Below are 20,346 nucleotides of genomic sequence, written 5' to 3' on the forward strand. Positions count from 1 at the left end.
ATAAGCGAAACGCGTTACGCCGCTTCAGGTTTACGGTGCTTCTCCGGGAGCTTTACCGGCTGCGTCGCCAGCTCGTCCGGTTCGAAATCATCCACGTTAATACTGCGCAGACGGCTCTCTTCAGCTTTCACCAGCAGAGCGGCTTCATCTTTATTGATAATGCCACCGGCGAGCGCCTGTTTTGCCAGTTCGTCCAGACGGGTAAACGGCAGGTTTTTGCCCAGCTGTTTACAGATCTTCTGGTGAATCGGATCGGCAGCCATCACGTCCAGCAGCGCCTCTTCCAGCAGACCCACCGGGTTATGTGGCGTCGGCGTCAGATACTGACCACGACCGATACGGGAGCGGGTTGCGCTCGGTACCTGCAGGATCTTCGCCACCTTGTGGTCCAGCTTGTCGGACGGCGCCAGGTGGTGACGACCGGTCGGGAAGATCACCACGCGCAGGGCGCCCGCCACGAAGCGGTTCGGGAAGTTCGCCAGCAGATCGTCAATCGCCTGTTCAGCCTGATACATCGCATCCTGCACGCCCCAGTGCACCAGCGGCAGATCCGCTTCCTGACGGCCTTCGTCGTCGTAGCGTTTCAGGACCGCAGAGGCCAGGAAGATCTGGCTCAGCACATCGCCCAGACGGGCAGAGATACGTTCGCGACGCTTCAGGCTGCCGCCCAGCACCGCCATGGAAACGTCAGACAGCAGGGCCAGGTTGGCGCTCAGACGGTTCAGATGCTGGTAATAACGTTTGGTCGCATCGCCGGTCGGCGTGGCGCTGGTAAGGCCGCGCGTCAGGCCCAGCCAGAAGCTGCGCACCTTGTTGCTGCCCACGTGACCGATATGTTTGAACAGCAGCTTATCGAAGGCATCCACGTCGTTGTTCTGCGCGGCGGCCATCTCTTCCAGAACGTAAGGATGGCAGCGAATTGCGCCCTGACCGAAGATCATCATGCTGCGGGTCAGGATGTTTGCCCCTTCCACGGTGATGGCAATCGGTGCGCCCTGATAGCCGCGCGCCAGGAAGTTGCCTTCGCCGAGCATAATGCCTTTACCGCCTGCAATATCCATCGCGTCAATGATTGACTGCTGCGCGCGATGGGTACAGTGGTACTTCACAATGGCGGACAGTACGGCCGGTTTTTCGCCCAGCATAATGCCGTAGGTAATCAGCGTGGCGGCGGCGTCCATCACGTAGGCGTTGCCCGCGATACGCGCCAGCGGCTCTTCGATACCTTCCATCTTGCCGATGGAGATTTTGAACTGACGACGGATGTGAGCGTAAGCCCCAATCCCCATCGCGACCGACTTCAGACCGCCGGTTGAGTTCGACGGCAGGGTAATGCCGCGGCCCACCGACAGACATTCCACCAGCATACGCCAGCCCTGACCGGCCATTTTCGGGCCACCGATGATGTAGTCAATCGGCACAAAGATATCCTGACCGCGGGTCGGACCGTTCTGGAACGGCACGTTCAGCGGGAAGTGACGGCGACCAATCTCGACGCCTGGGGTAGAGGTTGGGATCAGCGCACAGGTAATGCCCAGATCTTCTTCACCACCCAGCAGTTTTTCCGGGTCAGAGAGCTTAAAGGCCAGACCCAGCACGGTGGCGATAGGCGCTAGGGTGATATAACGCTTGTTCCAGGTCAGGCGCATGCCCAGCACCTGCTCGCCCTGCCACTCACCCATGCAGACCACGCCGGTATCCGGGATCGCGCCCGCATCGGAGCCTGCTTCCGGGCTGGTCAGCGCGAAGCACGGAATTTCCTGACCGCGTGCCAGACGCGGCAGGTAATGATCTTTCTGCTCTTCCGTACCGTAATGCTGCAGCAGTTCGCCCGGCCCTAAGGAGTTAGGCACGCCAACGGTAATCGCCAGGATCCCGGAAACGCCTGCCAGCTTTTGCAGCACGCGAGCCTGAGCGTAAGCGGAGAACTCCAGACCGCCGTACTCTTTCTTGATGATCATCGCGAAGAAGCGATGCTCTTTCAGGTACGCCCACAGCTCTGGCGGCAGATCGGCCATTTCGTGGGTGATGGCAAAGTCGTTTGCCATACGGCAGGCTTCTTCTACCGGGCCGTCAATAAACGCCTGTTCTTCCGCGGTCAGGCGCGGCTGCGGGTAGTTATGCAGCTTTTTCCAGTCCGGATTGCCCTGGAACAGGTCGCCTTCCCACCAGGTAGTGCCCGCATCAATCGCTTCTTTCTCGGTACGCGACATTGGCGGCATCACTTTGCGGAAGCCCTTGAACACCGGCGAAGAGATCATGGATTTACGCATCGGCGCCAGGTTAAACGGCAGAAGAATGATGGCAAGAGGGACTAAAAGCCAGATATTCCAGAGACCTGCGACGCCAAGCGCAGCCGTCCAGGCCAGAAGAATCAGGCTGCTCAGGAATAAACTTACGCGGTGATAGAACAACACACCGAGCAGAACAACGGTTGCGAGAATGCTCAAAATCATCATAAAGAAAAGCTCCCTTGCTTGTAGGAGGTCTGACCACTTGTGATGATATGGTTGTAGTTGATGTAAATTCCTTTAGCAATGTGTTTACAAAATAATTACAACCTGGTTCACATTGTTCGTGTTTTAGCCGGCACAAAAAATCAAAACGCCGGACGATTCGCATGGCTTTAGCTTCTCGCTTTTCGCGCTATCCGGTACACTCCACTGTGTTATTTCATCAATACTGAAGGATTATCCTCATGTACCAGGATCTTATTCGTAACGAACTGAACGAAGCGGCGGAAACGCTGGCGAACTTTCTGAAAGATGATGCCAATATTCACGCTATTCAGCGCGCAGCGGTCCTGCTGGCCGACAGCTTCAAAGCCGGCGGCAAAGTGCTTTCCTGCGGTAACGGCGGTTCCCACTGCGACGCGATGCACTTCGCAGAAGAGCTGACCGGACGCTATCGCGAAAACCGCCCGGGCTACCCGGCGATTGCGATTTCAGACGTGAGCCACATCTCCTGCGTAGGCAACGACTTCGGTTACGATCACATCTTCTCCCGCTACGTTGAAGCGGTAGGCCGTGAAGGCGACGTGCTGCTGGGGATTTCTACCTCCGGCAACTCCGGCAACGTGATCAAAGCGATCGCCGCCGCGCGTGAAAAAGGGATGAAAGTCATCACCCTGACGGGTAAAGATGGCGGTAAGATGGACGGTACGGCGGATGTTGAAATTCGCGTTCCGCACTTCGGTTATGCTGACCGTATTCAGGAAATTCACATCAAAGTGATCCACATCCTGATCCAGCTGATCGAAAAAGAGATGGTTAAGTAAGACTTCGCTGGGGGCACTCTTGCCCCCGCTGTTGTGGAGGTGACGTATGTGCGAACTGCTCGGGATGAGCGCCAATGTGCCAACCGATATCTGCTTTAGTTTCACCGGGCTGGTTCAGCGCGGTGGAGGAACCGGGCCGCATAAAGACGGCTGGGGCATCACCTTCTACGAAGGCAAAGGGTGTCGCACGTTCAAAGATCCACAGCCCAGCTTTAACTCACCGATTGCCAAACTGGTGCAGGACTATCCCATCAAGTCCCGCTCGGTGATCGCCCACATCCGTCAGGCTAACCGTGGCGAAGTGGCGCTGGAAAATACCCATCCGTTTACCCGCGAGCTGTGGGGCCGTAACTGGACCTACGCGCACAACGGGCAACTCACGGGCTATAAGTCGCTGGAGACGGGCAATTTCCGCCCGGTTGGCGAAACGGATAGCGAAAAAGCCTTCTGCTGGCTGCTGCACAAGCTGACGGAGCGCTATCCCCGCACGCCAGGCAACATGGCTGCCGTGTTCAAATACATCGCGACGCTGGCGACAGAGCTTCGCGAAAAAGGCGTGTTCAACATGCTGCTCTCTGACGGCCGCTATGTGATGGCGTTCTGCTCGACGAATTTGTTCTGGATCACCCGCCGTGCGCCGTTTGGCGTGGCGACGCTGCTGGATCAGGATGTGGAGATAGACTTTCAGAAGGAGACCACACCGAACGATGTGGTCACAGTCATTGCAACGCAGCCGCTGACGGGCAACGAAACCTGGCAAAAGATTATGCCAGGCGAGTGGGTGCTATTTTGTCTCGGGGACCGTGTAATTTGACGCCAGCTGTGGATGGACGACTTCGTGGCTCAGCGGTTTGCTGACCACGTAACGGCCATCTACGATAGAGACCACCGGCGGCTTGTGGGTCTGCTCAAAGTAGTCGTAACCCGGCTTCAGCTGTTTCCAGAAATCCGCGTAGTATGAGTACTTGTGACGCGCCATGTTGGCGTCCGTCATGCGGAACGGATAGATGCTGACCTGTACGCTAGGCTGTCCAAAGACCAGCGCGCCGGTCACGAACTGGAATATCTCATCAATGCCGGAATCGGTCATCGCATAACAGCCGATAGACACGCAGGCACCGTGGATCATCAGGTATTTACCTTCATAACCGTGAGCACGGTCATAGGCATTCGGGAAGCCGATGTTAATGGCTTTATAGAAGCGGCTGTCAGGCTTGAGCTGGCTGCGCTGAACGTTGTAGAACCCTTCCGGACTTTTGAAGTCGCCCTGACGCTGTTTTGGCCCCAGCCCGCCGGAGTAGTTACAAATTTTGTAACTATCAAGCAGCTGATAGGTCTCGCCCATTTTCACAAACAGATCGAGAGTGCGTTCTTCCTTGAAGATTTGAATATAAACCGGCGATCCCATTAACTGCTGTTTATATTCCTTGCTGACCGGCGTCGTTGAGCTATTACTGCTGAGCAGTCCGGCAAACGACATGCACGGAATCAGAAGCATCGCAATGAACAATGCGATTTTACGCATACTACTAGTTCCTTGATAAAACCATGACCAACTTGCCAGGACGGCAAAAGAGACCCGAAATCAGATTATTCTGTTAGGAGCGCTCACATTAGCACCGCTATAGATTTTCGCAAGAGCCGGGCGGTGAGTTTACAAATTAGTTTTACTTTATAAACCATCAAAATCGCGATGGCTCCAGGAACTTTGCGCATTAGCTCGCAATTTGGCGCGCGCGACGGCGGATTCCCTGCCCGCAAGAAGGGGAAAATGTTACACTTCGCGGCCACTGGATTGTTGTTCATGGAAACCTGCTAACCACATGTTTAAAATAAAAAAAGGACTTGATCTGCCGATTGCAGGCGTGCCCGCGCAGCACGTTTCGACAGGCGCAAGCGTCCATCATGTCGCCATTGTGGGCGATGACTACCTGGGAATGCGACCTTCTATGTTGGTACAGGAAGGCGATCGCGTGATCAAAGGACAGGCGCTCTTTGAGGATAAAAAAAATCCCGGCGTGGTGTTCACGGCCCCCGCAAGTGGCACCGTTGTGGCGATTAACCGTGGCGAACGACGCGTTCTGCAGTCGGTGGTTATCCGTATTGAAGGCAACGAACAGCGTGAATTCGCCCATTACGATGCCGCAGACCTCGCGTCGCTGAGCCGTGACGCCGTTCAGGCTCAGCTTCTGGCGTCCGGTTTATGGACCGCGCTTCGTACGCGTCCCTTCAGCAAATCCCCTGTTCCGGGCACGGAACCGGCCGCGATTTTCGTCACGGCCATCGACACCAACCCGCTTAGCGTGGACCCGCAGCCGGTTATCCTGGCACAGCGCAAAGCCTTCGATGCCGGATTGACCGTTTTAACCCGCCTCACGTCAGGGAAAGTCCACGTTTGCCAGGCCGGCGGCGGCAAGCTTGGCGGGCATCCGCAGGGGCAGGTCACGTTTAATGAGTTTGCTGGCCCGCATCCGGCGGGTCTGGTCGGAACGCACATCCACTTTCTTGAGCCGGTAAGCCTGACGAAATGGGTCTGGCATCTGAATTATCAGGACGTCATCGCCATCGGTAAGCTTTTTACTACGGGTGAACTCTGCGCTGAACGGATCGTCGCCGTCGGCGGGCCGCAGGCTGCACACCCGCGCCTGGTGAAGACGCTGCTGGGCGCAGACATCAATGAACTGCTGGTGGGGGAAACCAAAGCGGGTGAAAACCGCCTGATTTCCGGTTCGGTCCTCAGCGGACGCCATGCTGCCAATGCACACGCGTATCTGGGACGTTTCCATTTGCAAGTCAGCATTGTGCAGGAAGGGCGTGAGAAAGAGCTGTTCGGCTGGGTGCTGCCCGGTGCGGAAAAATATTCCGTCACCCGCACCACGCTGGGCCATTTCCTGCGTAATAAGCTGTTTAGCTTCTCGACCAGTACGCACGGTGGCGAGCGCGCCATGGTCCCGATTGGTAACTACGAGCGCGTCATGCCGCTGGATATTCTGCCGACCATGCTGCTGCGCGATCTGCTCGCCGGTGATACCGACAGCGCGCAGGCGCTGGGCTGTCTGGAGCTTGACGAAGAAGATCTGGCGCTCTGTACCTATGTCTGTCCGGGCAAATACGAATATGGACCGGTATTGCGCGAGGTGTTAACCCGCATTGAGCAGGAAGGATAACCGATGGGCTTAAAACACCTCTTTGAAAAAATTGAGCCGCACTTTACCGAAGGGAAGCTCAAAAAGTACTACCCGCTGTATGAAGCAACGGCGACTATTTTCTACACGCCGGGGCTGGTGACGAAAGGCGCGGCGCACGTTCGCGACGCCATCGACCTCAAACGGATGATGATCCTGGTGTGGTTTGCGGTCTTCCCGGCGATGTTCTGGGGAATGTACAACGTTGGCCTGCAGAGCATACCGGCGCTGCACCACATGTACGATGCGCAGCAGCTGGCGCAGGTGCTCCGGTCTGACTGGCACTACCGTCTGGCCCAGTCGTTAGGGGTGAGCTTCGCTGCAGACGCGGGCTGGATCAGTATGATGACGCTGGGCGCGGTGTTCTTCCTGCCGATTTACCTCACGGTATTTATCGTGGGCGGCTTCTGGGAAGTGCTGTTTGCCATCATCCGTAAACACGAGATCAACGAAGGCTTCTTCGTGACCTCGATTCTGTTTGCCCTGATTGTCCCGCCAACCTTACCGCTCTGGCAGGCGGCGCTGGGCATCAGTTTCGGCGTGGTGATTGCCAAAGAGATCTTCGGCGGCACCGGGCGGAACTTCCTTAACCCGGCGCTGGCGGGACGTGCGTTTCTGTTCTTTGCCTATCCGGCGCAAATCTCAGGCGATCTGGTCTGGACGGCGGCAGACGGTTTTTCCGGCGCGACGCCGCTTTCACAGTGGGCGGCCCACGGTGGCGAAACGCTGGTGAACAACGCGACGGGTCAGCCAGTCACCTGGCTTGATGCCTTTATTGGCAACATTCCGGGCTCCATCGGTGAAGTCTCGACGCTGATGATTTTGCTTGGCGGGGCGATCATTCTTTTCGGACGTGTGGCCTCCTGGCGGATTGTGGCAGGCGTGATGATCGGCATGGTGCTGACCGCCACCCTGTTCAACGTTATTGGTTCTACTACCAACCCGATGTTCTCCATGCCGTGGTACTGGCATCTGGTGCTGGGGGGCTTCGCGTTCGGCATGATGTTCATGGCGACGGACCCGGTCTCGGCCTCGTTTACAGACAAAGGTAAATGGAGCTATGGCGTGCTCATTGGCGCGATGTGTGTCCTGATCCGCGTGGTCAACCCGGCGTATCCGGAAGGGATGATGCTGGCCATTCTGTTTGCCAACCTGTTTGCGCCGCTGTTCGACTACCTGGTGGTGCGGGCCAACATCAAGCGGAGGAAGGCGCGTGGCTGAGGTTAAAAATAACGACAGCATCAGCAAAACGCTGCTGGTGGTGCTGGTGCTCTGTCTGGTCTGTTCCATCGTCGTGGCCGGTTCTGCCGTCGGGTTAAAACCTCTGCAGCAGGAGCAACGCGCGCTGGATAAACAGCGCAACATTCTGGCCGTGGCCGGGCTGATGCAGGAAGGAATGAGCGCAGACGACGTTTCGGCCGTCTTTGCCGAACGTATTTCCGCGCGGCTGGTGGATTTAAAAACGGGTGAACTGCTGGATAAAGACCCGGCAACCTTCAACCAGGCGCTGGCGCTGAAAGATCCGCAGATGAGCGTGACGCTCGAGGCATCGCAAGATCCCGCCGGGATTAAGCGCCGCAGCAACCTGGCCGAAATTTACCTGGTGCGTGACCCCCAAAAACGCATCCAGGAAGTGGTACTGCCGATCTACGGCAACGGCCTGTGGTCAATGATGTATGCCTTTGTGGCCCTGGATACGGATGGCCGCACCGTTAAAGGCATTACGTATTATGACCAGGGCGAAACGCCGGGGCTGGGCGGCGAAGTGGAAAATCCGAACTGGCGGGCACAGTTTGTCGGCAAGAAAGTGCTCGACGATAACGGTCTGCCTGCGCTGAAGGTGATGAAAGGGGCGGCACGTCCCGGTGACGACTACGCGGTCGACGGGCTTTCCGGCGCCACGCTCACCTCAAACGGCGTGCAGCACAGTTTTGATTTCTGGATGGGCGAGCTGGGCTTTGGTCCTTTCCTGAAAAACGTACGTGAAGGAGCGCTGAACAATGGCTGATACCGGTGAACTGAAAGAAGTGAAAAAGGTGCTCATTGGCCCACTGCTCGCCAATAACCCGATCACGCTGCAGGTGCTGGGCGTCTGTTCAGCTCTGGCGGTAACGACCAAGCTGGAAACGGCGGTGGTGATGACGCTGGCCGTCACGCTGGTCACGGCGTTTTCGAGCATGTTTATCTCGATGATCCGCCACCACATTCCCAACAGCGTGAGGATCATCGTGCAGATGGCGATCATCGCCTCGCTGGTGATCGTGGTCGATCAGCTGCTGCGCGCCTTCGCCTATGAAACCTCCAAACAGCTCTCGGTGTTTGTCGGGCTGATTATCACCAACTGTATCGTCATGGGGCGTGCGGAAGCCTACGCCATGAAAATGCCGCCGCTGGCGAGCTTTATGGACGGTATCGGCAACGGCCTGGGCTACGGCGCGATCCTGCTGACCGTGGGGTTCCTGCGCGAGCTGATTGGCAGCGGCAAGCTGTTTGGCATCACGGTGCTGGACACGGTGCAAAACGGCGGCTGGTATCTGCCAAACGGTTTGTTCCTGCTGGCCCCTAGCGCATTCTTCATTATCGGTTTGCTGATCTGGCTGATTCGTACGCTGAAGCCAGAACAGCAGGAAAAGGAGTAACCGACGATGGCTCATTACCTGAGTTTGTTTGTGCGCGCGGTGTTTGTTGAAAACATGGCGCTCGCGTTTTTCCTCGGCATGTGCACGTTCCTTGCCGTGTCTAAAAAGGTCTCTACGGCATTTGGGCTGGGGGTGGCGGTCACCGTTGTGTTGGGGCTTTCGGTTCCGATTAACAATCTGGTGTACAACTTCGTGCTGCGGGACGGCGCGCTGGTGGAAGGGGTTGATCTCAGCTTCCTGAACTTCATCACCTTTATCGGGGTGATCGCGGCGCTGGTGCAAATCCTCGAGATGATCCTCGATAAGTACTTCCCGTCGCTGTACAACGCGCTGGGGATCTTCCTGCCGCTGATCGCGGTGAACTGCGCCATCTTTGGCGGCGTCTCGTTTATGGTTCAGCGTGATTACAACTTCAGTGAATCCGTGGTGTACGGTTTTGGTTCCGGCATCGGCTGGATGCTGGCGATTGTCACCATGGCGGGGATCCGCGAGAAAATGAAATATGCCAACGTGCCTGCGGGTCTGCGTGGCTTAGGGATCACCTTTATCACCACCGGTCTGATGGCGCTGGGCTTTATGTCCTTCTCCGGTGTGCAGCTATAAGGGCTAACAGATGGAAATTATCCTTGGCGTGGTGATGTTCACGCTGATTGTACTGGTGCTGTCAGGACTCATTCTGGCGGCGCGCGCGAAGCTGGTGAATTCCGGCGACGTGGTGATTGATATTAACGACGATCCGCAGAATCAGATCCGCACGCCGGCGGGAGATAAACTGCTCAACACGCTCTCCGGTAACGGTATTTTTGTCTCCTCAGCCTGCGGCGGTGGCGGCTCCTGCGGGCAGTGCCGCGTGACGGTAAAAGAGGGCGGTGGCGATATTCTGCCCACCGAGCTGGCGCATATCACTAAGCGTGAGGCAAAAGAGGGTTGCCGTCTGGCCTGCCAGGTCGCGGTGCGCCAGAACATGAAGATTGAGCTGCCGGAAGAGATCTTCGGCGTTAAAAAATGGGAGTGCGAGGTTATCTCTAATGATAACAAAGCCACCTTTATTAAAGAACTGAAGCTGCGGGTACCGGAAGGGGAAGATGTTCCGTTCCGCGCCGGGGGGTACATTCAGATTGAGTGTCCTGAGCATACCGTGGCGTATGCGGACTTCGACGTGCCTGAGGAGTACCGGGCCGACTGGGACAAATTCAATCTCTTCCGCTTTGTATCCGAGGTAACAGAGCCGACGCTGCGTGCCTACTCCATGGCCAACTATCCGGAAGAGAAGGGCATTATCATGCTCAACGTGCGTATCGCCACGCCGCCACCGAATGTGCCGGATGCACCGCCGGGCGTGATGTCGTCATACATCTGGTCTCTGAAGCCGGGAGATAAGGTTACCATCTCCGGTCCGTTCGGGGAGTTCTTCGCGAAAGATACCGACGCGGAAATGGTCTTTATCGGCGGCGGTGCCGGTATGGCCCCGATGCGCTCGCACATTTTTGACCAGCTCAAGCGGCTCGACAGCAAGCGTAAAATCAGCTTCTGGTACGGGGCGCGTTCGCTGCGCGAAATGTTCTATGACGACGAGTTTGAACAGCTGGCGCGTGAAAACCCGAACTTTACCTTCCATGTGGCGCTCTCCGATCCGCAGCCGGAAGATAGCTGGACGGGCTATACGGGGTTCATCCACAACGTGCTGTATGAAAACTACCTCAAACAGCACCCGGCGCCCGAGGACTGCGAGTTCTATATGTGTGGTCCGCCGATGATGAACGCCGCCGTGATTAAGATGCTGAAAGATCTCGGCGTTGAAGATGAGAACATCATGCTTGATGACTTCGGAGGCTGATGATGCTGACGTTTCTGGCAACCTTTGTGGTTTTTGTGCTTGTCATCTTCGGCATGTCGTTAGGCTGGATCGTTAAGCGGAAAAGCATTCAGGGCAGCTGCGGCGGTATTTCCTCCATTGGTATGGAGAAGGTCTGCGACTGCCCGGAACCGTGCGACGCCCGCAAAAAACGCATGGCGCGCGAGCAGCAGCGCATTATTTAAGTTTTTGTAGGCCGGGTAAGGCAACGCCGCCACCCGGCATTCTTACATCTGCTTCTCAATTCTCATTTATTTACTGTATACTTATCCAGTAATGAGTGAGGGCTTACTATGCGCAAAATAATCCATGTTGATATGGACTGCTTTTTTGCCGCAGTGGAGATGCGAGACAACCCGGCGCTGCGGGATATTCCCATCGCCATTGGCGGCAGCCGCGTGCAGCGTGGTGTCATCAGCACCGCCAACTATCCTGCGCGCAAATTTGGCGTGCGCAGCGCCATGCCGACGGCGATGGCCTTAAAGCTTTGTCCTCATCTCACGCTTCTGCCCGGGCGGTTCGACGCCTATAAAGAGGCTTCCCTTCATATTCGGGAAATCTTCTCCCGCTATACCTCTCTGATAGAGCCGCTGTCGCTGGACGAAGCCTATCTGGATGTGACCGACAGCGTGCACTGCCACGGCTCCGCCACGCTGATGGCGCAGGAGATCCGCCAGACGATTTTCAACGAGCTGAATCTGACGGCATCGGCGGGTGTCGCGCCCGTTAAATTCCTTGCCAAAATCGCTTCGGATTTAAATAAGCCCAACGGTCAGTACGTCATCACACCGGAAGAGGTGCCTGCGTTTTTGAAAACGCTACCGCTCGGTAAAATCCCCGGCGTCGGGAAAGTCTCCGCTGCAAAGCTGGAAAGCATGGGGCTACGGACCTGTGAAGACGTGCAGCGAAGTGACCTCGCCATGCTGCTGAAGCGATTTGGGAAGTTTGGCCGCGTGCTGTGGGAGCGCAGCCAGGGGATTGACGATCGCGATGTGAACAGCGAACGGCTACGGAAATCCGTCGGCGTTGAGCGCACCCTCATTGAAGATATTCATGACTGGTCCGAATGCGAAACCATAATTACGGAACAGCTTTACCCGGAGCTGGAGCGACGCTTAAGCAAGGTGAAGCCGGACCTGCTCATTGCCCGTCAGGGTATCAAATTAAAATTCAACGACTTCCAGCAGACCACGCAGGAACACGTCTGGCCGCGACTGAATAAAGACGATCTTATCGCGACGGCAAAAAAGGCATGGGAAGAACGCCGGGGCGGGCGAGGGGTGAGGCTGGTGGGGTTGCACGTCACGCTGCTGGATCCGCAGTTAGAGCGACAGCTGGTATTAGGATTGTAAAAAAGCCCGGTGCGCTACGCTTACCGGGCCTGCGTTTTTCACCCTCCCCCTTTTGGAGAGGGCTGGGGTGAGGGAATTACTTAACGGGGATCGCTTTCAGCAGTTCAGTCAGCAGCGTCCAGTAGTGACCGACGCTTTCGATATGAACCTGCTCATCCGGCGAGTGCGGACCGGTAATGGTTGGCCCGATGGACACCATATCCATATCCGGATACGGTTTCTTGAACAGACCGCATTCCAGACCGGCGTGGATCACCTGAATGTTCGGGGTGCTGTTGAACAGACGCTGATAGGTTTCACGCACCAGCGCCATCACCGGAGAGCTTGCATCCGGCTGCCAGCCCGGGTAGCTGCCTTTGGCAGACGTTTTCGCGCCCGCCAGCGTGCCCAAAGACTCCAGCATGCTCACCACGTACTCTTTACCGCTGTCGATAAGGGAGCGGATCAGGCAGATGATCTCCGCGCTGTCGTCGCTCATGGTCACCACGCCCACGTTCAGTGAGGTTTCCACCACGCCTTTCGCCACGTCAGAGTTGCGGATCACGCCGTTCGGCGTCGCGTTCAGCAGCTGAACGAAGGTGTCACGAGACTTCGCGGTCAGCGCGGCTTTATCCGTGGAGACGGATTCCAGCACCACGGTCAGGTTCTTCTCTTTCGCCGACAGTTCGTTTTTCAGGATATCCAGGTACACGGTGGAGAGTTTTTTCAGCTCGTCGGCTTTTGCCGCCGGTACTGCCACGGTGGCGAAGGCTTCGCGTGGGATCGCGTTGCGCAGGGTACCGCCGTTGAAATCAACCAGACGCAGATCCAGCTCAGCCGCATGGCCTGCCAGGAAGCGCGCCAGCAGCTTGTTGGCGTTGCCCAGACCCAGGTGAATATCGCCGCCGGAGTGGCCGCCTTTCAGACCTTTCAGCGTCAGCTTGAAGGTCTGGAAACCGGCAGGAATTGCTTCGCGTGACAGCGGCAGGGTAGAGATGAAATCAATCCCGCCCGCGCAGCCCATATAGATCTCACCTTCTTCTTCAGAGTCGGTGTTGATCAGGATATCCGCCTGCAGCCAGTTCGCCTGCAGACCGAACGCGCCGTCCATTCCTGCTTCTTCGGTCATGGTCAGCAGCACTTCCAGTGGACCGTGCTCAACGCTGTCGTCAGCCAGTACCGCCAGCGCAGAGGCCATACCGATGCCGTTATCCGCGCCCAGGGTGGTGCCGCGTGCTTTCACCCAGTCGCCGTCGATGTACGGCTGGATTGGGTCTTTGGTGAAGTCGTGAACGGTGTCGTTGTTCTTCTGTGGCACCATGTCCAGGTGCGCCTGCAGCACAACCGGTTTGCGGTTTTCCATGCCTGCGGTGGCGTGTTTGCGGATCAGAATGTTGCCAACCTGGTCACGTTCCGCATGCAGACCTTTTTCCTTCGCCCAGCCCATAATATGTTCGGCAAGCTGTTCTTCATGGTAGGAAGGGTGTGGAATGGAGCAGATTTTGGCAAAAATATCCCACAGCGGCTGCGGAGATAGTTGAGACAGTTCAGACACGATAAGTCTCCTTGTCGAGGCGCTGCAAACAGGGTTGCAGGTCACAGGGTTAGCAGGTTAATAGTTACCACAAGTCAGGCTTGCGAGATGAAACTGAGAATACCACTTTCTCTGCTGGCTGGTAGCATAAAGCATGTAAAAACACAGGCAGAGGGCGCTAAACACTGGTTTTTAGTGCGCCAGATCTCTATAATCTCGCGCAACCTATTTCCCCCTCGAACACTTTTTAAGCCGTATAAAAACAGGCTGGGACACTTCACATGAGCGAAAAATACGTCGTCACCTGGGACATGTTGCAGATTCACGCACGCAAACTGGCTGCGCGTCTGATGCCTTCCGAACAGTGGAAAGGCATTATTGCCGTCAGTCGTGGCGGTCTGGTACCGGGGGCGCTGCTGGCACGTGAGCTGGGTATTCGTCATGTCGATACCGTTTGCATCTCCAGCTATGACCATGACAACCAGCGTGAGCTGACCGTGCTGAAACGCGCGGAAGGCGACGGTGAAGGTTTCATCGTGATTGATGACCTGGTAGATACCGGCGGTACTGCGGTCGCTATCCGCGAAATGTATCCGAAAGCACATTTCGTCACTATCTTCGCAAAACCGGCGGGTCGCCCACTGGTTGACGATTACGTGATTGATATCCCGCAGGATACCTGGATTGAACAGCCATGGGATATGGGCGTGGTCTTCGTACCGCCGATTTCAGGCCGTTAATCCCAGTACGTAACTTTACACGCCCGGCAATGCCGGGCGTTGTTCTTTTTGGCCTGCCACGCGTTACAATAGTCTTCATATGACGTATTCATGGAGGCAACGCAATGACGCAGGCGAATCTCACCGAGACACTTTTCAAACCCCGTTTCAAACACCCTGAAACGTCGACGCTGGTGCGTCGCTTTAATCCGGGGACCCAGCCTGCCGTCCAGTCCGCGTTAGACGGTAAAAACGTGCCCCACTGGTATCGTATGATTAACCGCCTGATGTGGGTCTGGCGCGGTATCGATCCCCGTGAAATCCTTGATGTGCAGGCGCGTATCGTGATGAGTGAAGCCGAGCGTACCGACAGCGAACTCTATGATACGGTAGTGGGCTATCGCGGCGGAAACTGGATCTACGAGTGGTCTAAACAGGCGATGCTCTGGCAGCAAAAAGCCAGCCAGGAAGAGGATGCCACGCGCAGCGGCAAGCACTGGCTGCATGCGGCCAATCTCTACGCCATTGCCGCGTATCCACATCTGAAAGGTGATGAGTTGGCCGAGCAGGCACAGGCGCTGGCGAATCGCGCCTATGAAGAGGCGGCTCAACGCCTGCCGGGCCAGATGCGCGAACTCGAGTTTACCATTCCGGGTGGGTCATCCATTACCGGATTCCTGCATATGCCTGAAGGTGAAGGCCCGTTCCCGACCGTCCTTATGTGCGGTGGGCTGGATTCGTTGCAAATCGATTATTACAGCCTGTATGAGCGCTACTTCGCACCAAAAGGGATCGCCATGCTGACGCTGGATATGCCCTCAATCGGCTTCTCCTCCAAATGGAAACTGACTCAGGATTCCAGCCTGCTGCACCAGCATGCGCTAAAAGCGCTGGAAAACATTCCGTGGGTCGACCACACCCGCGTGGCGGCATTTGGCTTCCGCTTTGGTGCAAACGTCGCGGTGCGTCTGGCTTACCTTGAATCTTCTCGCCTGAAAGCCGTCGCCTGCCTCGGTCCGGTCGTTCACGCCCTGCTCAGCGATCCTGCACGCCAGGGGGGCGTACCTGAAATGTACCTTGATGTGCTGGCCAGCCGTCTTGGCATGCATGATGCATCAGACGAAGCGCTGCGCGTTGAGCTCAATCGCTACTCGTTAAAAACGCAAGGGTTGCTGGGACGTCGCTGCCCAACGCCGATGCTGTCGGGATTCTGGAAAAACGATCCGTTCAGTCCGGAAGAAGAGTCGCGCTTAATCACGTCGTCATCTGCGGATGGCAAATTGTTAGAAGTGCCGTTCAGCCCGGTCTATCAGAATTTCGATAAAGCGCTGAAAGAGATTACGCGCTGGATCGCTCAGAGATTGTGTTAATAGATTGCTAAATTTTGCTGGTTTGGTAAAACAGTGGCTTCACAAAAGGAGATCGCAATGACGTTACCGAGTGGACACCCGAAAAGTAGACTGATTAAGAAGTTTATGGCTCTCGGCCCGTATATTCGAGAAGAGCAGTGTGAAGAGAATCGCTTTTTTTTCGACTGCCTGGCTGTATGCGTCAACGTGAAGCCTGCACCCGAAAAACGTGAATTCTGGGGCTGGTGGATGGAAATGGAAGCAGAGGAAAAACGCTTTACGTATAGCTACCAGTTTGGCCTGTTTAATAAAGACGGCAACTGGCAGGCCACCTCTATTAAAGATCAGGAAGTCATTGACCGCCTGGAATATACGCTTAAAGAGTTCCATGATAAGGCACGCGCACTGCTGGCGACTCTGGATCTCAAGCTCGAGCCCGCAGATAACTTTTCCAGTGAAGCGGTGAAGCTGACTGCCTGATGGTGTCCCAGCGCCGGGTGGCGGCTTCGCCTTACCCGGACTACAAAAAATGATGGTTTTCTCCCTCTCCCCGAGGGAGAGGGCCGGGGGGAGGGCACCAGTCCGCATTAATCCCCGAAATAAAAAAAACCGGCACAGGCCGGTTTTTTATTTCGCATCATCAGAACTGGTAGGTCATACCCACGGCAACGATGTCATCGCTGCTCACGCCCAGTTTATTTTTGTCGTCAATCTGGTTGATTTTATAATCAACAAAGGTGGACATATTTTTGTTGAAGTAATAGGTCGCGCCAACGTCAATGTATTTCACCAGATCTTCGTCACCAATACCTTCGATATCTTTGCCTTTAGACTGGACATAACCCAGGGACGGACGCAGACCAAAGTCGAACTGATATTGTGCGACCACTTCAAAGTTCTGCGCTTTATTTGCAAATCCGCCAGAAATTGGCGTCATATTGCGGGTTTCTGAATACATCGCTGCCAGATAAATATCGTTAGCGTCATATTTCAGACCGGTTGCCCAGGCTTCGGCTTTCTGCCCCTGGCCACGCGCCAGCAGGTTCTGCGCGTTGGTGCGGTCAGAGTTGGTGTAAGCGCCGCTGACGGCGAAATCGCTGCCGCCGAAGTCATAGGTCAGAGAGGTACCAAAACCGTCACCGTTCTGTTTCTTGGCGTCACGGTTTTCGTTTTTGCCCTGGTACTGCAGGGTCATGTCCAGGCCGTCAACCGCGCCGAAGAAGTCGGTGTTACGGTAGGTAGCAAGACCGGTCGCACGCTTGGTCATGAAGTTATCGGTCTGCGCGGAAGAGTCGCCGCCGAACTCAGGGAACATGTCGGTCCATGCTTCAACGTCATACAGGGCACCCAGGTTACGACCGTAATCCAGAGAACCAAAGTTTTTCAGCTTCAGGCCCGCGAACGCCAGACGGGTTTTCTGAGAGGAGTCGCTCTCGGCTTTGTTACCCGCAAATTCAGATTCCCAACGGCCATAGCCCGTCAACTGATCGTTAATCTGGGTTTCGCCTTTAAAACCGAAACGAACGTAAGTCTGATCGCCATCTTTGGTGGCATCATCGCTGATGTAGTGCATGGCTTTCACTTTGCCGTACACGTCCAGCTTATTACCATCTTTATTATAAACTTCAGCTGCGTGAACGGATGCAGAAGCCACTACGCCCATAACCATTAATGCCAGAGTGCTCTTTTTCATTTTCGATCCTGTCTTATAAACGCGCTAAAAAATTCGCTGGACGATAAGCTCATGCTTAAGTCCCGTGAAAAAACAGGAAGGGTTTTATCGTTCTGGAATGAAACTTTTATGACAAACTAAGAATAATTTTAAAAAACTGTGATTTATTATTTCGGTAATAAAAGTGTCAAATTCTCCCGCTACGCTTCCTGATCCCGCGCAACAAAGTGTTTCGCGATGTGCTAAGGCAGTTGGCAACGGGGCTGACTCCTGCTAAAACGTTCGTTCGACATTACTTTCCCTTATCGTTGAACGGCAGAGAATCATGAGTGACAGCCAGACGCTGGTGGTAAAACTCGGTACCAGTGTTTTAACAGGCGGATCGCGCCGCCTAAATCGCGCCCACATTGTTGAGCTTGTACGTCAGTGCGCTCAGTTACATGCCGCAGGGCATCGTATTGTGATTGTGACCTCCGGGGCGATTGCCGCCGGGCGTGAACACCTGGGTTACCCCGAACTCCCCGCGACGATCGCTTCGAAACAGCTGCTGGCCGCCGTGGGGCAAAGCCGACTCATTCAACTCTGGGAACAGCTGTTCTCTATCTATGGCATCCACGTCGGGCAGATGCTGCTGACGCGTGCGGATATGGAAGACAGAGAGCGCTTCCTGAACGCCCGCGATACCCTGCGCGCGCTGCTGGACAACAATATCGTTCCGGTCATTAACGAGAACGATGCCGTTGCTACCGCTGAAATCAAAGTAGGCGATAACGATAACCTCTCTGCGCTGGCCGCCATTCTGGCCGGCGCCGATAAATTACTGCTTCTGACCGATCAGCAGGGGTTGTTCACTGCCGATCCGCGCTCCAACCCGGAAGCCGAGCTGATTACCGACGTTCATGGTATCGACGATGCGCTGCGCGCCATCGCCGGTGACAGCGTGTCCGGCCTCGGAACGGGCGGCATGGGGACCAAGCTGCAGGCCGCTGACGTGGCGTGCCGCGCCGGTATCGACACCATCATTGCGGCGGGCAGCCGCCCAGGCGTGATTGGTGACGTGATGGAAGGCATCTCGGTCGGCACCCGCTTCCACGCTCAGGAATCCCCGCTGGAAAACCGTAAACGCTGGATATTTGGCGCGCCGCCTGCGGGCGAACTCGTCGTCGATGAAGGGGCAACCGCCGCGATTCTGGAACGAGGAAGTTCATTACTTCCTAAAGGAATTAAAAGCGTGACAGGCAACTTCTCCCGTGGTGAAGTGATCCGTATCCGTAACCTCGAAGGCCGCGACATCGCCCACGGCGTAAGCCGTTATAACAGCGATGCCCTGCGCCGCATCGCGGGTCACCACTCACAGCAGATCGACGCCATTCTGGGCTATGAATATGGCCCGGTTGCCGTACATCGCGATGACATGATTATTCGTTAAGGAGCCAGAACATGCTGGAACAAATGGGCGCCGCCGCGAAGGCCGCCTCTTACAAACTGGCGCTCCTTTCCAGCCGCGAGAAAAACCGCGTGCTGGAAAAAATCGCTGATTATCTGGAATCACAGTCCCAGGAAATTTTGCTCGCCAACGAACAGGATTTACTGGAAGCGCGCCGCAACGGTCTGAGCGAAGCGATGCTCGACCGTCTGGCGCTGACGCCGGCACGCCTGAAAGGCATCGCCGACGATGTTCGTCAGGTCTGCAATCTGGCCGACCCGGTAGGGCAGGTGATCGACGGCGGGCTGCTCGACAGCGGTTTACGCCTGGAGCGCCGACGCGTGCCGCTCGGCGTTATCGGTGTTATTTATGAAGCCCGTCCAAACGTGACGGTGGATGTCGCCTCCCTGTGCCTGAAAACCGGTAACGCCGCTATTCTGCGCGGTGGGAAAGAGACCTGGCGCACCAACGCCGCGACGGTAAAAGTCATTCAGCAGGCGCTGGAGGAGTGTGGCTTACCGGCGGGTGCCGTACAGGCGATCGAGAGCCCAGACCGCGCGCTGGTCAACGAAATGCTGCGCATGGACAAATACATCGACATGCTGATCCCACGCGGCGGCGCTGGCCTGCACAAGCTGTGCCGCGAGCAGTCGACGATTCCGGTGATCACCGGCGGTATCGGCGTGTGCCATATCGTGGTCGACGATAGCGCTGAGATTGCACCGGCGCTGAAGATTATCGTTAACGCGAAGACCCAGCGTCCAAGCACCTGTAACACCGTTGAAACGCTGCTGGTGCATCAGGATATTGCGAACACCTTCCTGCCAGCCCTGAGCAAACAGATGGCAGAGAGCGGCGTGACGCTGCATGCTGACGCCAGTGCGCTCGCGCTGCTGCAGGATGGCCCGGCTAACGTGGTTCCCGTCAACGCGGAGCAGTACGACGACGAGTTCCTGTCACTGGATCTGAATGTGAAAATCGTGAGCGATCTTGACGACGCGATTGCGCACATCCGTGAGCATGGCACGCAGCATTCTGACGCCATCCTGACGCGTACGCTGCGCAATGCCGATCGCTTCGTGAACGAAGTGGATTCCTCTGCGGTGTATGTAAATGCCTCCACCCGATTCACCGACGGCGGCCAGTTCGGCCTCGGCGCTGAGGTGGCGGTCAGCACGCAGAAACTGCACGCGCGCGGTCCGATGGGGCTGGAAGCGCTGACCACGTACAAGTGGATCGGCTTCGGCGACGATACGATTCGTGCGTAAATAATAACGGGTGATGCAAAAGTAGCCGTTTGATTCAAAAGGGCATTGACGCATCACCCGGATAGATCTAACCTTTTGCCCCGTGGTTACA

At 56.1% G+C, this 20,346-nt stretch carries 19 protein-coding genes; 15 read left to right on the plus strand and 4 right to left on the minus strand.

The annotated features are described in order from the left end of the window. Positions 1 to 14: 14 nt before the first annotated feature. A complete protein-coding gene (fadE, locus tag ACMGG5_RS10150; protein WP_248163438.1) occupies positions 15 to 2,459 on the minus strand; it encodes an acyl-CoA dehydrogenase FadE in 2,445 nt (814 codons plus the stop codon). Between the two features lie 239 nt (positions 2,460 to 2,698). Between fadE and lpcA the strand changes: the two genes are divergently transcribed. Further along, on the plus strand, positions 2,699 to 3,277 hold the full coding sequence (gene lpcA / locus ACMGG5_RS10155) for a D-sedoheptulose 7-phosphate isomerase (RefSeq protein ID WP_010427884.1): 579 nt from the start codon (positions 2,699 to 2,701) through the stop codon (positions 3,275 to 3,277). 46 nt (positions 3,278 to 3,323) lie between these two features. Next, positions 3,324 to 4,091 carry a class II glutamine amidotransferase gene (locus ACMGG5_RS10160; protein WP_008500262.1) on the plus strand — a complete coding sequence of 256 codons (768 nt, stop codon included), beginning with the start codon at positions 3,324 to 3,326 and terminating at the stop codon, positions 4,089 to 4,091. On the opposite strand, the gene dpaA is transcribed toward ACMGG5_RS10160, so the two are convergent. After that, on the minus strand, positions 4,062 to 4,802 hold the full coding sequence (gene dpaA, locus ACMGG5_RS10165; protein WP_024909462.1) for a peptidoglycan meso-diaminopimelic acid protein amidase: 741 nt from the start codon (positions 4,800 to 4,802) through the stop codon (positions 4,062 to 4,064). The genes ACMGG5_RS10160 and dpaA overlap by 30 nt on opposite strands. 298 nt (positions 4,803 to 5,100) lie before the next feature. Between dpaA and ACMGG5_RS10170 the strand changes: the two genes are divergently transcribed. From ACMGG5_RS10170 to dinB, 8 genes are all read left to right on the plus strand, one after another. Next, a complete protein-coding gene (locus tag ACMGG5_RS10170) occupies positions 5,101 to 6,444 on the plus strand; it encodes a Na(+)-translocating NADH-quinone reductase subunit A (RefSeq protein ID WP_420277811.1) in 1,344 nt (447 codons plus the stop codon). 3 nt (positions 6,445 to 6,447) lie between these two features. Continuing rightward, a complete protein-coding gene (locus ACMGG5_RS10175; protein WP_407859470.1) occupies positions 6,448 to 7,683 on the plus strand; it encodes an NADH:ubiquinone reductase (Na(+)-transporting) subunit B in 1,236 nt (411 codons plus the stop codon). Beyond that, positions 7,676 to 8,470: a Na(+)-translocating NADH-quinone reductase subunit C gene (locus ACMGG5_RS10180; protein WP_024909465.1), complete on the plus strand. Its 795-nt coding sequence runs from the start codon at positions 7,676 to 7,678 to the stop codon at positions 8,468 to 8,470. The genes ACMGG5_RS10175 and ACMGG5_RS10180 overlap by 8 nt, the downstream gene beginning before the upstream one ends. Next, entirely contained in the window at positions 8,463 to 9,101 is a 639-nt protein-coding gene (locus tag ACMGG5_RS10185) for an NADH:ubiquinone reductase (Na(+)-transporting) subunit D (protein ID WP_024909466.1), read from the plus strand. The genes ACMGG5_RS10180 and ACMGG5_RS10185 overlap by 8 nt, the downstream gene beginning before the upstream one ends. A 6-nt stretch (positions 9,102 to 9,107) precedes the next feature. Then, positions 9,108 to 9,704, plus strand: coding sequence for an NADH:ubiquinone reductase (Na(+)-transporting) subunit E (nqrE, locus tag ACMGG5_RS10190; protein WP_023334613.1), 597 nt, complete (start codon positions 9,108 to 9,110; stop codon positions 9,702 to 9,704). Positions 9,705 to 9,714: 10 nt separating this feature from the next. Continuing rightward, a complete protein-coding gene (nqrF, locus tag ACMGG5_RS10195; protein ID WP_420277812.1) occupies positions 9,715 to 10,938 on the plus strand; it encodes an NADH:ubiquinone reductase (Na(+)-transporting) subunit F in 1,224 nt (407 codons plus the stop codon). After that, positions 10,938 to 11,141, plus strand: a complete 204-nt coding sequence (gene nqrM, locus ACMGG5_RS10200) for a (Na+)-NQR maturation NqrM (protein WP_023615899.1) — start codon at positions 10,938 to 10,940, stop codon at positions 11,139 to 11,141. The genes nqrF and nqrM overlap by 1 nt, the downstream gene beginning before the upstream one ends. 108 nt (positions 11,142 to 11,249) lie before the next feature. Next, a complete protein-coding gene (dinB, locus tag ACMGG5_RS10205) occupies positions 11,250 to 12,308 on the plus strand; it encodes a DNA polymerase IV (protein WP_008500252.1) in 1,059 nt (352 codons plus the stop codon). A gap of 76 nt (positions 12,309 to 12,384) precedes the next feature. Here dinB and pepD read toward each other — a convergent pair whose 3' ends face one another. Further along, positions 12,385 to 13,842, minus strand: a complete 1,458-nt coding sequence (pepD, locus tag ACMGG5_RS10210; RefSeq protein ID WP_148769532.1) for a cytosol nonspecific dipeptidase — start codon at positions 13,840 to 13,842, stop codon at positions 12,385 to 12,387. Between the two features lie 260 nt (positions 13,843 to 14,102). Between pepD and gpt the strand changes: the two genes are divergently transcribed. From gpt to crl, 3 genes are all read left to right on the plus strand, one after another. Next, positions 14,103 to 14,561 (plus strand): xanthine phosphoribosyltransferase, encoded by a 459-nt coding sequence (gpt, locus tag ACMGG5_RS10215; protein WP_010427903.1) that lies wholly within the window; start codon positions 14,103 to 14,105, stop codon positions 14,559 to 14,561. 104 nt (positions 14,562 to 14,665) lie between these two features. Beyond that, a complete protein-coding gene (gene frsA / locus ACMGG5_RS10220; RefSeq protein ID WP_157188646.1) occupies positions 14,666 to 15,910 on the plus strand; it encodes an esterase FrsA in 1,245 nt (414 codons plus the stop codon). Between the two features lie 57 nt (positions 15,911 to 15,967). After that, positions 15,968 to 16,369 carry a sigma factor-binding protein Crl gene (gene crl / locus ACMGG5_RS10225; protein WP_024909470.1) on the plus strand — a complete coding sequence of 134 codons (402 nt, stop codon included), beginning with the start codon at positions 15,968 to 15,970 and terminating at the stop codon, positions 16,367 to 16,369. A 160-nt stretch (positions 16,370 to 16,529) separates the two neighbouring features. Here the strand turns inward: crl and phoE are convergent, their stop codons facing one another. Next, on the minus strand, positions 16,530 to 17,582 hold the full coding sequence (gene phoE, locus ACMGG5_RS10230; RefSeq protein WP_032646978.1) for a phosphoporin PhoE: 1,053 nt from the start codon (positions 17,580 to 17,582) through the stop codon (positions 16,530 to 16,532). 304 nt (positions 17,583 to 17,886) lie between these two features. On the opposite strand from phoE, the gene proB reads away from it, so the two are divergent. Further along, positions 17,887 to 18,990 carry a glutamate 5-kinase gene (gene proB, locus ACMGG5_RS10235; RefSeq protein WP_008501877.1) on the plus strand — a complete coding sequence of 368 codons (1,104 nt, stop codon included), beginning with the start codon at positions 17,887 to 17,889 and terminating at the stop codon, positions 18,988 to 18,990. Between the two features lie 11 nt (positions 18,991 to 19,001). Further along, complete coding sequence (proA, locus tag ACMGG5_RS10240) at positions 19,002 to 20,255, plus strand: glutamate-5-semialdehyde dehydrogenase (RefSeq protein ID WP_032646979.1); 1,254 nt, start codon at positions 19,002 to 19,004, stop codon at positions 20,253 to 20,255. Positions 20,256 to 20,346: the final 91 nt, after the last annotated feature.

This window comes from Enterobacter sp. BNK-34 (genome assembly GCF_048684445.1).
Lineage (GTDB): Bacteria > Pseudomonadota > Gammaproteobacteria > Enterobacterales > Enterobacteriaceae > Enterobacter > Enterobacter pseudoroggenkampii.